15 protein-coding genes are annotated in these 15,736 nt (G+C 40.8%); 2 read left to right on the top strand and 13 right to left on the bottom strand.

Annotated features, from left to right (window positions below; translation table 11 throughout):
* Positions 1-5: 5 nt before the first annotated feature.
* The gene (locus tag HZ311_RS09085) at positions 6-1,091 is read left to right on the top strand and encodes a phosphomevalonate kinase (protein WP_023518965.1); all 1,086 of its coding nucleotides are present in this window, start codon (positions 6-8) and stop codon (positions 1,089-1,091) included.
* Entirely contained in the window at positions 1,088-2,131 is a 1,044-nt protein-coding gene (gene fni / locus HZ311_RS09080; protein WP_010736575.1) for a type 2 isopentenyl-diphosphate Delta-isomerase, read from the top strand. Before HZ311_RS09085 ends, fni begins: the two co-directional genes overlap by 4 nt.
* A 41-nt stretch (positions 2,132-2,172) precedes the next feature.
* Here fni and HZ311_RS09075 read toward each other — a convergent pair whose 3' ends face one another.
* The 13 genes from HZ311_RS09075 to adhE form a co-directional block, all read right to left on the bottom strand.
* A complete protein-coding gene (locus tag HZ311_RS09075; protein ID WP_023518964.1) occupies positions 2,173-2,976 on the bottom strand; it encodes a gluconate 5-dehydrogenase in 804 nt (267 codons plus the stop codon).
* Positions 2,977-2,991: 15 nt separating this feature from the next.
* Entirely contained in the window at positions 2,992-3,834 is an 843-nt protein-coding gene (gene kduI / locus HZ311_RS09070; protein WP_178946634.1) for a 5-dehydro-4-deoxy-D-glucuronate isomerase, read from the bottom strand.
* Between the two features lie 16 nt (positions 3,835-3,850).
* Positions 3,851-4,858: a sugar kinase gene (locus tag HZ311_RS09065; protein WP_010736578.1), complete on the bottom strand. Its 1,008-nt coding sequence runs from the start codon at positions 4,856-4,858 to the stop codon at positions 3,851-3,853.
* Between the two features lie 6 nt (positions 4,859-4,864).
* A complete protein-coding gene (locus HZ311_RS09060) occupies positions 4,865-5,509 on the bottom strand; it encodes a bifunctional 4-hydroxy-2-oxoglutarate aldolase/2-dehydro-3-deoxy-phosphogluconate aldolase (RefSeq protein WP_041684164.1) in 645 nt (214 codons plus the stop codon).
* 93 nt (positions 5,510-5,602) lie between these two features.
* A complete protein-coding gene (locus HZ311_RS09055) occupies positions 5,603-6,364 on the bottom strand; it encodes an IclR family transcriptional regulator (RefSeq protein ID WP_010736580.1) in 762 nt (253 codons plus the stop codon).
* Between the two features lie 51 nt (positions 6,365-6,415).
* Complete coding sequence (locus HZ311_RS09050) at positions 6,416-7,327, bottom strand: AraC family transcriptional regulator (protein ID WP_023518961.1); 912 nt, start codon at positions 7,325-7,327, stop codon at positions 6,416-6,418.
* A gap of 57 nt (positions 7,328-7,384) precedes the next feature.
* The gene (locus HZ311_RS09045) at positions 7,385-8,227 is read right to left on the bottom strand and encodes a sugar phosphate isomerase/epimerase family protein (protein WP_041684163.1); all 843 of its coding nucleotides are present in this window, start codon (positions 8,225-8,227) and stop codon (positions 7,385-7,387) included.
* Between the two features lie 10 nt (positions 8,228-8,237).
* Positions 8,238-9,533, bottom strand: a complete 1,296-nt coding sequence (locus HZ311_RS09040; protein ID WP_023518959.1) for a TRAP transporter large permease — start codon at positions 9,531-9,533, stop codon at positions 8,238-8,240.
* A 10-nt stretch (positions 9,534-9,543) separates the two neighbouring features.
* Positions 9,544-10,023 carry a TRAP transporter small permease gene (locus HZ311_RS09035; protein ID WP_010736585.1) on the bottom strand — a complete coding sequence of 160 codons (480 nt, stop codon included), beginning with the start codon at positions 10,021-10,023 and terminating at the stop codon, positions 9,544-9,546.
* Between the two features lie 3 nt (positions 10,024-10,026).
* Positions 10,027-11,046 (bottom strand): TRAP transporter substrate-binding protein, encoded by a 1,020-nt coding sequence (locus HZ311_RS09030; RefSeq protein ID WP_010736586.1) that lies wholly within the window; start codon positions 11,044-11,046, stop codon positions 10,027-10,029.
* 16 nt (positions 11,047-11,062) lie between these two features.
* Positions 11,063-12,169, bottom strand: coding sequence for a beta-galactosidase BglB (bglB, locus tag HZ311_RS09025; protein WP_178946633.1), 1,107 nt, complete (start codon positions 12,167-12,169; stop codon positions 11,063-11,065).
* A gap of 61 nt (positions 12,170-12,230) precedes the next feature.
* Positions 12,231-12,623 carry a hypothetical protein gene (locus HZ311_RS15765; RefSeq protein ID WP_232092475.1) on the bottom strand — a complete coding sequence of 131 codons (393 nt, stop codon included), beginning with the start codon at positions 12,621-12,623 and terminating at the stop codon, positions 12,231-12,233.
* Between the two features lie 277 nt (positions 12,624-12,900).
* The gene (gene adhE / locus HZ311_RS09015) at positions 12,901-15,498 is read right to left on the bottom strand and encodes a bifunctional acetaldehyde-CoA/alcohol dehydrogenase (RefSeq protein ID WP_019722420.1); all 2,598 of its coding nucleotides are present in this window, start codon (positions 15,496-15,498) and stop codon (positions 12,901-12,903) included.
* Positions 15,499-15,736: the final 238 nt, after the last annotated feature.

The following is a 15,736-nucleotide window of genomic DNA, read 5'->3' as shown; positions in this document are numbered from 1 at the left end:
TTGTTATGGTTGAAGTATCTGCACCTGGAAAACTTTATATCGCTGGAGAATACGCAGTTGTCGAAACGGGGCATCCTGCAATCATCGTGGCAGTCGATCAATTCGTCACAGTAACAGTGAAAGCTGCTCGGAAAGTCGGGAGTATCCAATCTGCACAATATAGCGAAATGCCTGTGCGTTGGACAAGACGAAAAGGCGAACTCATTCTAGATATCCGTGAAAACCCGTTCCATTATATCCTTGCTGCTATACGTTTAACTGAGAAATATGCACAGGAAAAAAACATTCTTCTTTCATTTTATGACTTGAAGGTAACCAGTGAATTAGATAGCTCAAATGGTAGGAAGTATGGACTAGGTTCTAGTGGCGCAGTAGCGGTAGCGACTGTACGAGCATTGAACCAATTTTATGCACTGAATTTATCTCAGCTTGAGATTTTTAAAATTGCAGCCTTAGCTAATCTAGCTGTCCAAGACAATGGTTCTTGTGGTGATATTGCGGCTAGCTGTTATGGTGGTTGGATCGCCTTCTCCACTTTTGACCACCAATGGCTCAAAGAACAAGAATCAAGTAAAACGATCAGTGAATTATTAGCGCTCGATTGGCCTGGTTTATCTATTGAATCCTTACACACTCCGGAAGATCTCCGTTTATTGATTGGTTGGACTGGTAGTCCTGCCTCTACTTCCGACTTAGTGGACCAAGTACATCGCTCTCGTGAAGATAAAATGGCGGCGTATCAACAATTCCTTGAAGATAGTACGCTTTGCGTCAACACGATGATCCAAGGTTTTAAAGAAAACGACGTTGCTTTGATCCAAGAAATGATTCGTAAAAATCGTGAATTATTGCGTGATCTGTCTGCCATCACTGGCGTGTTGATTGAAACACCAGCATTAAATAAACTGTGTTGTTTAGCTGAACAATTTGAAGGCGCGGCGAAATCTTCTGGCGCTGGCGGTGGGGATTGTGGCATCGTGATCGTGGACCAAAAATCAGGTATCCTTCCACTGATGAGTGCTTGGGAAGAAGCTGAAATCACCCCGCTTCCATTACATGTCTACCATCAACAGAAAGAGGACAAGTTATGAATCGAAAAGATGAACATGTATCATTAGCTAAAGCATTTCACAACAAACAAATAAATGAATTTGACTTCGTTCGACTTGTCCATCATCCACTTCCACAAAGCAAGGTCGATGAAGTGTCTTTGAAGACAGAAGTTGCAGGTTTTACTCTTTCTAGTCCTTTCTATATCAATGCCATGACTGGCGGTAGTGAAAAAACAAAAAAGATCAATCATGACCTTGCACAGATTGCTAAAAGTGCTGGATTGATGGTTGCTACCGGTTCTGTCAGCGCCGCCTTGAAAGATCCTTCCTTGGCAAATTCTTATACGGTGATGCGAGATGTCTATCCTGAAGGGAAGATTTTAGCGAATGTCGGTGCTGGTACTTCTGTCGCACGTGCCCAAGAAGCTGTAGCACTCTTCCAAGCGGATGCGTTACAGATCCATTTAAATGCACCACAAGAATTAGTCATGCCTGAAGGGGATCGCGATTTTTCGCAGTGGAAAGAACTGATCTCAGAAATCCAACAAACTCTTGATGTGCCAGTGATCGTAAAAGAAGTGGGCTTTGGGATGACGAGGGAGACCATCATTGAACTGTCTGAACTAGGTATCAAGACGATTGACGTCAGTGGACGTAGCGGAACAAGCTTCACACAAATCGAAAATGCTCGTCGTAAAAAACGTGAATTGGCTTATTTGACGGATTGGGGGCAATCTACTGTGTCCTCCTTACTTGAAGCGAACGAAGCAAATACAGCCGCCGAAATCATTGCTTCGGGTGGCATACGAAATGCTTATGATATCTTTAAAGCATTGTGTCTTGGTGCGAACGCTGTAGGGATTTCCGGAACGATCTTGACGCACTACATGACACACGGGATTGAGGAGACGATTGCTCTTATGGCACAGTGGCAAGAAGAACTACGAATGCTCTATGCTATGGTCGGTGCAACAAAAACAAGTGATTTAACCAAACAATCCTTGATTTTTTCTGGCCCGGTCAAAGAATGGTGCGAAGCCAGAGACATCCCATTATCAAAATATGGTCGGCGCAAATAAAAATGACGAGTGCATACGATGCACTCGTCATTCTTTGTTTATTATGGTTGTTTTCCGATATAAGCTAAGATACCGCCATCTACATACAAGATATGTCCGTTAACAAAATCAGACGCACTTGATGCTAAGAAGACAGATGGTCCAGCTAAGTCGATTGGATCACCCCAACGAGCGGCTGGTGTACGGCCAACGATAAATTGGTCAAATGGATGACGCTCCCCGTTTTCTTGTGTTTCTCTTAATGGCGCTGTTTGCGACGTCGCGATATAGCCAGGTCCGATCCCATTACATTGAATGTTGTACTGACCATATTCTGAAGCAATGTTTTTCGTCAACATTTTTAATCCGCCTTTAGCAGCAGCATAGGCACTTACTGTCTCACGGCCAAGTTCACTCATCATTGAACAAATATTGATGATTTTCCCACCACCTTTTTCAATCATATCTGGGATGACTGCTTTCGACATGATAAATGGTGCGTTCAAGTCTACGTCGATGACTTGACGGAAATCCGCCACATCCATTTCGATCATTGGTGTACGTTTGATGATGCCTGCATTGTTGACCAAAATATCGATTGGACCAACTTCTGATTTGATTTGTTTGACCATTGCTTGTACTGCTGACTCATCCGTCACATCACAAACATAGCCTTTTGCTTCAATGCCAATTTCTTTGTAGTTGGCAATCCCTTCATCTACTGATTCCTGAGTTAAATTATTGAAGACGATCGTTGCTCCAGCTTCTGCTAATGAGCGAGCAATCTCAAAACCGATTCCGTATACCGCACCGGTGATTAAAGCGACTTTATTGTCTAAGCGAAACATATCCATATTGAATGACATTTTTATCTTCCTTTCCTATTTCAATTGATCCATTGATACCATATCCATATCTGTATAGGTGATATTTTCACCACACATTGCCCAGATAAACGAATAATTGCTTGTGCCAACACCTGAGTGGATCGACCAACTTGGCGAAATCACGGCTCGTTCATTATCTACGACTAAATGTTTGGTTTCATCTGGTTTACCCATCATATGGAACACACGTGTATCTTCATTTGCATAATCAAAGTAAACATAAGCTTCCATGCGACGTTCATGTGTATGACAAGGCATCGTGTTCCATGAACTACCCGGTTCTAAAATGGTATAACCCATCTGTAATTGACAGCTTTCACAAACGTTTGGATGGATATATTGGTAGATTTTGCGCTCATTCAATGTGACGCCTTCGCCTGTTTCCATGGGTTTCACTTGATCGATGCTGATTTTTACATTTGGATATTTGTGATGTGCTGGCACAGAACTGATGTAAAATTTTGCAGGGTTTTCTGGATCTACCGAGGAGAAAACTACATGCTCCGTTTCTTTACCGATGTAATACCCATCTTGTTTCTTCATTTCTTCTTTTTCACCGTCGATTTCAATGAATCCGAGTCCGCCGATGTTGATCACACCAAGCTCGCGACGTTCTAGGAAATAAGTAACACCTAGTTCTTTATCTAGTTTGATTTCTAATGGATGAGTTGTTGGTGTTACACCGCCGAAGATCATACGATCATTGTGCGTATAAGTAAGACTGATTTTCCCTGGAACAAATACTTTCTCTACCAAAAATTCATTTCTCAATTGTTCTGTTGAATAATGACGGATATCCTCTGGGCTATGTGTATAACGTGTTTCCATTTCTTGCATGTTGATAGACTCTCCTTTATCGAATGATTTTTCCAGAACCGCTAGTGATAAAACTAGCAACTTCTGCTTGATTGAATTGGTTGCAATCTCCATGAATCGTGTGTTTCAACGCAGAGGCTGCTGTCGCAAAATCAATAATTGCTTGTGGTTGCATCTCTTCTAAAATTCCATGAAGCAATCCCCCAGCAAACGCATCTCCTCCACCCACACGATCAACGATCGAAGTGACTTGATGAAGCGGCGATTCGAAATAGCTATCCTTCATCCACAAGGTACCTTGTAGATCATTTTCACTCGCTGAATGCACCGTACGTTTGGTTGAGTAAAACGTTTGGATGTTGGGAAATCTTTCTTGCATTTTTTCGTAATAATAAATAAGTGGATTTACTGTCGTTTCAGGTGCTTTTGCTATCCCTAACAAATAAAGCGCATCCATCTCACCCGCTGAACAAATATCAACGAGTGGTAATAATTGTTCTAACACTTTACCCGCTTCTTGTTGTGTCCACAGCTTGCCCCGATAATTGATATCAAAACTGATTTGACAACCTGCTTGTTTGGCTGCTTCCATAAGTTCTTTTGTCAGCCATCGCCAATTTTCTGATAATGCCGGTGTGATTCCTGAAACATGGAATAGATCGACTCCCTTAAAACAATCCTCTAGTGACCATTCCAAGCGATCCATCACCGCGAAACTAGAACCAGCACGATCATAAATGACTGAAGCCGCACGTTCACCGATCCCTGTTTCCATATAATATGTGCCAAGCCGAGGGCCGCCTTTCAGCAGTAGGCTAGTATCTACCCCATAGCTTCGTAAGTGTTTTTCGACTGCCAGACCCAGTGAATGTTCTGGGACTTTTGACATGAACGAAACCATATGTCCATAATTTGCTAATGAGATCGCGACATTCGCTTCCCCACCGCCATAATGCGCGCAAAAATGATCACTGTCTTGTAACCGTTGTCCCTGTTCTGTCGACAAGCGTAGCATGATTTCTCCGAGTGTCACGACTCTTCCCATCAGCGGTTACCTCGTAATTTCTTTCATTTTTGCCGCATATTGTTGTGCGACTTTTGTCACTTCCTCAAAATCTCCATGAGCTGCTGGAGCCAACAAGTTCCCACCAACACCAACAGTGATCACGCCTGCCTCAAACCATTCTTGCATGTTTTCTAAACTGACCCCACCAGTAGGCATGATATTGACATGGGGCATCGGCGCTTTGAATGCAGAGATGATACTTGGACCGAAAGCACTTCCAGGAAATAGTTTGACGATGTCTACGCCACTTTTTAGCGCTGTTTTGATTTCATCGATCGTCATACATCCTGGTAAATAAGGGATTTGGTATAAATTGCATAGTTCTGCGGTTTCCTGATCAAAACAGGGGCTGACGATATACTCAGCACCTGCTAAAATCGCTAAACGCGCAGTAATAGCATCCAACACTGTCCCTGCACCGATCACCACATCCTGTTGGTCTTTGTAGGTTTCTACTAGTTCTTTAATTACTCGATCTGCTTGTGGCACGGTGAAAGTCAACTCAATGCCAGTTAGTCCGCCTTTGATAATCGCGTGACAAGCATTCAGTGCTTCTTCATTTGTTGCTCCTCGTACGACTGCAATAACTCCCGCTTGTTTCAAACGAGATAAGATATCCATTTTTTTCATCTTCCCACCCATTTCTTATTTGGAAATTATAGTTTACAATAAAGAAATTTACATCTTCATTATACGGCAGGAATAAAAAAACGCAAACGCTTTTTAGCTTTTTTCAAAAGTTTTTTCGATTTCTTCTTTCGTTTGCAGGATCGTTTGAATGATTTGAGCCTTGCTTTCTTCACTTAATCGGTATTTCGGCATACTGACACTAAACGCTCCAACCACCTGGTTCTCATGAACTAAAGAGGTACCGATGCAAAAAATGTCTTTTTCGACTTCTTCATCATCGAAGGCGATTTTTGTTTGTTTAACTTGCTGGATCTCTTTTTTTAGTTTTAAAGAATTGGTAATTGTATATTCAGTGAAGGGGACCAGAGGACATTGTTCGATATACTGTTGATATTGCTCTTCCGTAAAATGCGCCAAGACGGCTTTCCCCATTGCTGAACTATATAAAGGTCTCGTGATACCGATTTTTGAAGACATACGGATCGTTTGATTTTTAGGGTCCAACTTATTGACATAGAGAATCTCGTTGTTGTCTAAAATACCTAGATGAATGGTTTCATCAATTGTTTGTTGTAGTTTTTCCAAAAATGGCAAAGTACGTTCAACTAGATCGATTTGATCGATATTTTTGTTTGCATATCGGACCAGTTTCCCACCTAAACGATAATTTTTTTCTTGATTTTTATTTACATAACCAATCATGGATAACGTATCTAAAATTTTTAATGCAGTAGATGACGTCATGTCGATACCTTTTGCAATTTCTTGTAATGAAGCATCTGGATGCTCTGCTAGATAATCTAAAATATGCGAAGCTTTGATTAAAACGGTCCCATAAGGTTTTTTATTTTCCATATTCCACTCTCCTATTTCTATATAGGAAATTATATCGGAAAGAACGATAATTTAAAAGGGATCTTTGTTTTCTTCTTCATAATGCGTATAATGAACAAACGCTCCTGCCAGATCTTTTTTCAAAAATTCTTTGGGAGTTACGCCAAATTCGGTTTTGAATGCGCGTAAATAGTGAGGATAAGAAGCGAAACCACATTTACTATAAACGGAACTTGAGTTGCCGTACTCTCTTAATAGTTGTTTTGAATAAAGTAGTTTTTTCTTCATCACGTATTGATGAAAGGTAAAACCAGTATGTTTTTTGAATTCGCGAGTCACGTGATATTTACTGATGAAAAATTCTTTTTCCATTTGTTTGAGTGAGAGGGGTTCACTCAAATTCTCTGCGACAAATTGGAGCATTTTTTCTAACCGTTCATTTGGTACAGTGAAATTTTCTTCCGAAATATGTTCTTCGATCTGTACCATACGGTTGAGAAAAATCAAATATTCGACTAGCGCTTGTTCATAACGAATATCTGCACCATAATCTTTTCGATCCAACGTTTGGTCGATAAAAGAAAGTTTTTCTTTTAGTACTTGTGGTTCAATATGTAATATCCGGCTTCGGCGTTCACCAATCGGCCAAAAACAGGCGGATAGATTGGACCACTTGGTGGAACGACTCTCTAAGAATGCAGGGGTGATAAACATGTAGACACGCTCGAATACATCAGTTGATTGACGAACGATCCGATGCAGATCTCTTGAATGGATCAATAAAACATTTCCTGATTGGATCGTAAACTGACGACCATCTAAATAAAAAATGGCTTCTCCTTCCAAAGTGGCATGGATCTCATAGAAATCATGATGATGATAGACCGTTTTATTTTGACTAACGATATCTTTCACGTGATAAATCTCATATTGATCAGAAATCATCGTATTGACTTCTTTTCCATTGATGTGTTTTTTCTCCATGCCTATCTCCCCTTTCGCATTGCTCAATAATGAGCAAATGCACATTCCTGCGTTTTCTTATCCAGTAACGTGACTCAGTATCGAGACAGCGTGCTTTAGCGCATCGTCTTTTGTTTCTTCTAAAACGATATAAAGATACGGACGATGCTCCTGCGCGATTGTTACGATGGCTTCGTAATCAATCAGTCCCGTACCTAAATCAGCCGGGATAATCTTCCCTTCATCAGAAACGAGGTAGTCTTTTAGATGTAATCCGCAAATTTTTTCTCCAAAACGTTCAAAGGCTTCTTCAACTAATCCAACTTGTTGGTGATGATTTTCTGCAGTGATCAAATTCGTTGGATCTAAAATGATACCCAGATAATCCGAATCGATTGTTTCAATTAACTCTGCTACGCGATCAAGCGAATACAAAGGATGATTCAACCCTGGTTCGATACCGACCATCATTCGATATTTTTCGCCAGCTCGCACTAACTGGCGAATCGCTTCAACGATTTGTGAAAAGGCCTCCTCCGAAAAGTTCTTCTCTGTATAACCTGCTTCACTCACGCTCCCCGTCTCGGTTGCGACCATCGTCGCCCCGAAGCTTGCAGCATATTGGAGATATCTTTCAAATTGACGAAGCACCGTTTCACGAACAAATAGATCAGGATGGATCATGTTGATATAACAGCTTAAGATACCGACACTTATGCCTTCTTTTGCGAGAATATTTTTCATATATTGCCCCATTCCAGCATTGATGGCTTGTCCATCTGATGGAAGTGTAGGAAATGAACGACTTAATGCCAATTGTAGCGTAGAAATTTTTTGTTGAGTCACTTTTTTTGCTAAATCATCCACGGTTTGTACATGGCTCAAGTCATGCCCTCTGGCGACTAGGTTTAATTTCATCATGGTTTCTCCTTTATCCTAATAGATCCGGTAACCACATCACGATTTTGGGGAAATACGTAATCAACAATAAAACTGTTAATATGACACCGTAAAATGGTAACAGCGGCTTCAACATTGCTTCTGCTTTAACTCCACCAACACTCGCTCCTACATATAGTCCGGTACCTACTGGTGGGGTAATGGAACCGACACAAAGATTCATGATCGAAAATAAGCCATAGTGGACTGGATCGACACCAACACTTGTCGCGATCGGCAAGAAAATCGGCGTAAAAATCAAAATCGCTGGCGCGACATCCATAAACATCCCAACAAGTAACAAAATGATATTGATCAATAATAAAATAATGAAGCGATTATCAGTGACTCCAATGATCAGACTGCTGATTGCTTGAGGTATCCCAGTAAATGCCATAGCGAATGACATCATGGAAGACGTCGCTAATAAAAACATGATCGTTCCCGACATCGCCACGGATTGTACCAACATCTTTGGTATATCTTGTAGTTTCACTGTCTTGTAGAAGAACATGGAGATCAATAAAGAATACAATACCGCAATCGCAGATGCTTCGATAGCTGTGAAGAATCCTGTTAAAATACCACCAATGATGATAACGATCAAAGCTAAACTTGGGATTGCTTCTTTTAACACTTTTCCGACTTGCTTCCCTTGTCCTTTTGGTACTGTCGGATATTTATTTTTCTTCGCCACTACAAATGCAACGAGCATGATTCCTAACGACCACAAAGCTCCCACTAAATAGCCACCCATAAATAGAGCTGAGATCGAAGCGCCTCCGGCAACTAAAGAATACATGATAAATGCTGTACTTGGTGGGATCACCATCCCTGTAGGTGCCGAAGCAATATTGACTGCTGTCGCAAATTTACGATCGTACCCTTCTTCGACTTGTTGCGGAATCAGCACGCCCCCAATCGCTGTCGAAGTAGCAATCGCCGAACTGGAGATTGAGCCGAACAATGCGTTTCCTAAAACATTCGTATGGGCCAAAGACCCAGGGATCCGACCAACAAACAACATAGCAAAATCAACTAATTTTTTAGCAATCCCACCATGGTTCATAATGATTCCTGAAAAAACGAAAAATGGAATGGCAATCAATGAGAAACTATTGATACTCCCGACCATTTTTTGCGCAGAACTAAACGCTGCGACATCAAAGGGAATCACTAATAACAACGTGAGCATCGATGAAAAAGCGATACTGATTGCAATGGGCATTCCAACAATCAATAAAAAGACAAAAACAAAAAATAAAATTGCACCTGCTTCTAAAGCCATCAAATTCCTCCTATCCCTTTTCCTGAACGACAGACTTCCTATTCATTGCTTCAATCAAATTGATCAAACTGTAGATAATGATCAAAACACCTGAGACCGGCACCGATAAATAGACATAGCCCATCGGAATCCCTAATGAAGGGGAAATTTGCCCCATCGTCAATGTCACAGCATTCCAACCACCATAAACCATGATCGTGATTGCAAAAGCCAGAAAAAGACACTGAACGACGATCTCCAATACATTCGCTTTCTTACCAGTCAGTTTCTCACTTAACAGTGTAACTGCTAAGTGCCCTTTTTGACCCACTACATAAGCGGAAGATAGCATCGCAAACCAGACTAATCCAAAACGCACTAATTCTTCTGTTACAGTATTTGGATTACCCAAAATCGTTCGCGAGAATACTTGCCACAAGACAATGATGATCATACCGATCAACAGACATGCTCCTAGAAATTCTAACAGCCGACTGATTCCTTTTTTCATCGATTACACCCCTTCTTCTTGGATCATTCGGTAAAGCGTCTGAAAATCCGGATGATTTTTGAATTCGTCATGCAACGGTGCGACTGCTTCACGAAATGGCGTATTGTCCACTTCATTGAACTGGACGCCATATTCTTCCGTTGCCACTCTTTTTTCTTCTTCGATTGCTTGAGCGAATGCTTCGATTTCAAAAATCGTTGATGCTTTCGCCGCTTCTTCGATTGCTTGTTGTTGCTCAGCAGTCAAACGTTCTTTGATCGCATCGTTCATGATGATGATATCCGGTACTCGTGTATGCTCATCATAGGAATAATACTTGGCTACACCACCATGCCCGGCTGTATACAAAACAAATTCATTGTTCTCTGATCCGTTGATCAAGTTTGACTGTAGCGAAGTATATACTTCGTCACTGCCCATCGGCACAGGTGATCCACCTAGTAGTTCCACCATTCTAATGGCCGTTTCACTTTGCATCACGCGGATTTTTTTCCCTTTTAGATCATCCGGTGTGTGGATCGGGCCATCGACCATATAAAAACTACGTTGCCCTGAATCATAATAGGTGAGACCAGAAAAACCTAAATCTGTCGTTGATTGATAAATGGGTGGCATGATCTCTTCGTTCTCCATGACATTGAAGAAATGTTGCTCATCATTGAACAAGTAAGGAACTGAAAAAATCGAATAGACTTTAGAGAAACTTTCTAACGCAGAAGCACTGACTTTCGTAAAATCAATCGCACCTGATTGAGTCAGTTCGATCAATTCACGTTCTCCCCCCAATTGACCATCAGGAAAATATTTTACTTTGACTGAGCCAGCTGTTTTTTCTTCTACTAACTCTCCGAATTTATTCATTGCATCAATGACTGGCTGACTATTACTGGCATAAGCAAAACGTAAAGTGATCGTTGCTTCTTCCTCTGCATTTGCGACAACACCAACACTTGACTGACTACTACAACCACTCAAACCGATGATTCCCAGTAAACAAAAAGCAAAAGCAAGTGTTTTTTTCATTTTTTTCTCCTTTCTATCAACAATACGACACAAGTAATTCTGTCAGACATAATACAAGTAACGATTGGCCATAAGGCATCGCTGTCTTGCCAATCGTACGGTAAAACTCTAAATCATCGCCCATCCCTGTACCTACCGAAACATTTTGAACTTCGCCAGTTTCATCTACTTGCTCAAGCAACCCTTGGATCGCACGATAGGCGGTTTCTAAATATTTCTTTGGCAAGTAGCGCTCATGCACTGCTTTTAAAATACCGTAAGCAAAACCTGCTGTCGCAGATGATTCTAAGTATGAGGTTGGATCATCGATCAAGGTATGCCATAAGCCACTTTCTGATTGCTGATCTGCTAAGGTTTGCACTTGGGCTTCTAGCGTTTCTATTAATAATTTACGGAAAGCATCTCCTTCTTTCAGTTCCAGAATCGCGATGATTTCAGGAATCGCAATCGTCAACCAACAATTTCCCCTTCCCCAAAATGCTTCCGCATAATTATGATTACCTTCAAAGGTCCACCCGTGGTACCAAAGACCTGTACGTTTATCCATCAAATATTTGATGTGGATCATAAATTGGTGTCTGGCTTCCTCTAGGTATTCTGGACGATCTAGGAGCTTACCGATTTTGGCTAATGGCAAAACCGTCATCATCAAGGTGTCATCCCACAATTGATTCTTATTTTCCGGTCCATATGTAGCGTGCTGTAATCCGTCTTCCTCTGTCCGAGGCATATCATTCATGACCCATTCCGCCCATTGCTTCAAGTAAGGCAAGTAGCGTGTATCACCTGTCTCCTCATATAAATACGCCATCGTGAGGATTGGTGCCATCGTATTGACGTTCTTCGGCGGTGCGCCTTCTTGCATCCGTGCTTCAAACCATTCCTTCACCACTTCCGCCGCACGAGGATTTTTAGTCAACTGATAATTTTTGTAGATACCGTATAGCCCTACACCTTGTGGCCAGTTCCAAATAGACCAACTTTTGTCATCCACCTTTAACCCATCAAAATCCAATAAAAATTCACCTGAATCATCGTTGATCGTCGTCAAATTCTCCACTAATCGGTCAATCGTTCCTTCTACAACTTCTTTCTGTACAAATAGTTCCTCTTTAATAATCAATTTTCCCTCTCCTTTTTAAACGCTTTCATTCTATGCTGTTAATATATCAGTAAACGCTTTCTCAATAAATAGCATCATTTGAACAAAAACTATCTAAAATTGACATAACGAGATTATTAATGGGTTTTCTGTAAAAAAGAGCCCTATCAAAAGAAAAACCATGACGCCTACCGCTCGTCATGGCTTCAAAATCAACCGTTAATAAAAATGTATACACCATAAAAAATGGCAAACATGCAAGTAAAGGAAACCAAAAGTAGTTCTTACGAAAACCCAACTCGCTATTTTCCTGATTCGCTCGCATGCGATCCCCTGAAACTGCTGTGCCAGAAAGTGCAATTCCGATCAAAAGTAACCCAATGCCAATGTTACGTAAGATTTCTCGTTCCAAAAGAAAGGATAGTCCAAGAGAAACGACACACGCAATCAACAAAGTAACAATATATTTCTTCAAGATCTCATCTCCTTTTTTATAGAAAAATAGTAGCATAGCATATTCATCAAAATACCTATTATTCGAGTTATCTAATACTTCTTTTTTTAGATATTAGAAAAAAAGCTACGACATTTTTCTCTTCTAACAACATATTGAGCGATTCTACAAGAATTATTTCCGGAAATTCTTCTGGTGTATCGCTTGATAGACATTATCTTAAAAAGAAAAAACAACGAACCAAGTGAGAAGATTCTCTCATGCTTGATTCGTTGTTGGGACAACTTTTAGTTATGAATTACGCATTATATGCGTCGATAATGATTTGTTTCAACTCACTGATCAATGGTTCTTTTGGATTGGCTGTTGTACATTGATCTTCATACGCTAATTCAGCCATGCGATCAACTGTTGTGTCTAATGTTTCTTGCGTCACGCCTTGCGCTCTCAAGCTCATGTCGATACCAACAGATTTTCCTAAGTCGCTAACAGCTGTTGCCAATGCTTCTACAAGCTCTGCTGTTGTTTTCCCTTTCAAACCTAAGAACTTCGCGATATCCGCGTAGTCTGTATCCGCACGGAAGTAGTCATATTTAGGGAACATCGCATGTTTTTGTGGATCTTTCGCATTATAGCGGATGATATGCGGCAATAGGATCGCATTTGTACGTCCATGAGGGATACCGTATTCTCCACCGATTTTATGCGCAACTGAGTGACAAATTCCTAAGAAGGCATTGGCAAAGGCCATACCAGCCATTGTTGACGCATTATGCATTTTTTCGCGTGATTCCATATCTGGTGTTTTCACTGATTTTTCCAAGTAGTCAAAGACTAATTTGATTGCTTGTAAACTCAACCCACGAGTGTAATCAGAAGCCATCACAGAGACATAAGATTCGATAGCATGTGTCAATACATCCATACCTGTATCCGCTGTAACAGAAGCGGGAACTGACATCACAAATTGTGGATCAACGATTGCCACATCTGGTGTCAATGCGTAGTCAGCTAATGGATATTTCACATGTGTTTCGCTATCTGTGATTACTGCGAATGGTGTCACTTCTGAACCAGTTCCTGATGTTGTTGGGATACATACAAACTGTGTTTTTTCAGGTTTGTCGATTTTATACGTACGTTTACGGATATCTAAGAATTTTTGTTTTGCGCCAAAGAATGAAGTATCTGGGTGCTCATAGAACATCCACATGCCTTTCGCCGCATCCATTGCTGATCCGCCCCCAAGAGCGATCACTGTATCTGGTTTGAAGTCCGCCATCATTTTTGTACCAGCGTAAACTGTATTTGTTGAAGGGTTTGGTTCAACATCTGAAAAGATCTCGATTTTCACATCATTTTTACGACGTGCTAATACTTCTCTTACAGTGTCACAGTAGCCGAATTGGACCATACCTGGGTCACAAACGATCATGACACGTTCAACGTTTTCCATTTTTTCCAAGTAAAGCAAAGAATTCTTTTCAAAAAAGATTTTTGGTGGTAATTTGAACCATTGCATGTTATTTCTCCGTTTCGCTACAGTTTTGACGTTGATTAAGTTGACTGCTGATACGTTTCTTGAAACAGAATTCTTTCCGTATGAACCACAACCTAGTGTCAATGATGGAATCATTTCGTTGTAGATATTTCCGATTCCGCCTTCTGCTGATGGTGTGTTGACTAAGATACGGCAAGCTTTCATGCGTAGTCCAAATTGAACATGCAACTCTTCGTTTTCTGAATGGATGACAGCTGTATGCCCTAATCCACCAAGGTTCAACATTCCTTCACATAATTCGAAAGCATGTTCTGTACTGTTTGATTTGACCATTGCTAAAACCGGTGAAAGTTTCTCACGTGAAAGTGGATAATCAGGCCCTACGCCTTCTAATTCTGCCACTAATAATTTGGTTCCTTCTGGTACATTGATCCCTGCTAATTTTGCAATATCCATTGCTGAATGTCCCACGATTGCAGGATTTACAGCGTATTTACCTTCATTCATGACAGCATCTTCTAATTTTGAAAGCTCTGCTGGTTTGACGAAGTACACTTGGTGAGCTTGGAATTCTGCTTTTACGGCTGCATAGATTTCTTTATCTACGATGACTGCTTGCTCAGAAGCACAAATCATGCCGTTATCGAATGTTTTTGATACGATCAAGTCATTCACTGCACGTTTTACTTTTGCTGTTTTTTCGATATATGCAGGAACGTTACCCGGTCCAACACCTAAAGCTGGTTTACCAGTTGAATAAGCGGATTTTACCATGCCTGCGCCACCAGTTGCTAATACGATTGCAATTCCTGGGTGGTTCATCAACATTGAAGTCGCATCGATCGATGGATGCTCGATCCATTGGATACAGTTTTCTGGCGCACCTGCTGCGATGGCTGCATCACGAACGACTCTTGCTGCCTCAGCGGAACATTTTTGAGCGCTTGGATGGAAAGCAAAAACGATTGGGTTTCTGGTTTTCAAAGCGATCATTGATTTAAAGATTGTTGTTGAAGTTGGGTTTGTTGTTGGTGTTACGCCACAAACGACGCCGACTGGTTCAGCAATCTCAATCAATCCTTTTTGAGTGTCTTCATTGATTACTCCGACAGTTTTGTCATATTTGATACTGTTCCAAATATATTCTGAAGCATACATATTTTTGATTGCTTTATCTTCATAGATGCCACGGCCAGTTTCTTCGACAGCCATTTTTGCTAGAGGCATGTGCTGATCTAATGCAGCCATTGCCATTTCATGCACAATGTGATCTACTTTTTCTTGATCAAAACTTTCCATTTCTTTCAACGCAACATTTGCTTTTGTCGCTAAATCGTCGATCATCGCTTGTACATCAACAGTTTTTGTCTCTTCTTTTTCCATTATTTTAGCCATTATGTTCCTCCTACTGAGTCATGGTTATTTGTTAATTATTTCACATACACATCATACAACACTTTTTTTTCGATGTAAATACTTTTTTGTGATTTTTTTCACAGTTATATTTTTCTTTAGAAACAGTCCGTTCCACAAGAGAGATTATCGAGTGACCGCTCCATAATGGCAGATGTGATTTATTTAGCAAAGTCACACAAAAAAGACTGATCGCCTTCTTATCTCTATACGAGATAGG

It is taken from the genome of Enterococcus mundtii (assembly GCF_013394305.1).
Lineage (GTDB): Bacteria > Bacillota > Bacilli > Lactobacillales > Enterococcaceae > Enterococcus_B > Enterococcus_B pernyi.
The sequence above is the reverse complement of the archived record's forward strand: the minus strand, read 5'-3'. Positions and strand labels throughout refer to the sequence as shown.

What these genes read in the sequence shown, in the direction of transcription:
- HZ311_RS09045 (WP_041684163.1), bottom strand. Translation starts at nt 8,227, where the DNA reads ATGATGAAATTAAACCTAGTCGCCAGAGGGCATGACTTGAGCCATGTA.
- HZ311_RS09030 (WP_010736586.1), bottom strand. Translation starts at nt 11,046, where the DNA reads ATGAAAAAAACACTTGCTTTTGCTTTTTGTTTACTGGGAATCATCGGT.
- HZ311_RS09060 (WP_041684164.1), bottom strand. Translation starts at nt 5,509, where the DNA reads ATGAAAAAAATGGATATCTTATCTCGTTTGAAACAAGCGGGAGTTATT.
- HZ311_RS09040 (WP_023518959.1), bottom strand. Translation starts at nt 9,533, where the DNA reads ATGGCTTTAGAAGCAGGTGCAATTTTATTTTTTGTTTTTGTCTTTTTA.
- HZ311_RS09055 (WP_010736580.1), bottom strand. Translation starts at nt 6,364, where the DNA reads ATGGAAAATAAAAAACCTTATGGGACCGTTTTAATCAAAGCTTCGCAT.
- adhE (WP_019722420.1), bottom strand. Translation starts at nt 15,498, where the DNA reads ATGGCTAAAATAATGGAAAAAGAAGAGACAAAAACTGTTGATGTACAA.
- kduI (WP_178946634.1), bottom strand. Translation starts at nt 3,834, where the DNA reads ATGCAAGAAATGGAAACACGTTATACACATAGCCCAGAGGATATCCGT.
- HZ311_RS09050 (WP_023518961.1), bottom strand. Translation starts at nt 7,327, where the DNA reads ATGGAGAAAAAACACATCAATGGAAAAGAAGTCAATACGATGATTTCT.
- HZ311_RS09085 (WP_023518965.1), top strand. Translation starts at nt 6, where the DNA reads ATGGTTGAAGTATCTGCACCTGGAAAACTTTATATCGCTGGAGAATAC.
- HZ311_RS09065 (WP_010736578.1), bottom strand. Translation starts at nt 4,858, where the DNA reads ATGGGAAGAGTCGTGACACTCGGAGAAATCATGCTACGCTTGTCGACA.
- fni (WP_010736575.1), top strand. Translation starts at nt 1,088, where the DNA reads ATGAATCGAAAAGATGAACATGTATCATTAGCTAAAGCATTTCACAAC.
- HZ311_RS09075 (WP_023518964.1), bottom strand. Translation starts at nt 2,976, where the DNA reads ATGTCATTCAATATGGATATGTTTCGCTTAGACAATAAAGTCGCTTTA.
- HZ311_RS09035 (WP_010736585.1), bottom strand. Translation starts at nt 10,023, where the DNA reads ATGAAAAAAGGAATCAGTCGGCTGTTAGAATTTCTAGGAGCATGTCTG.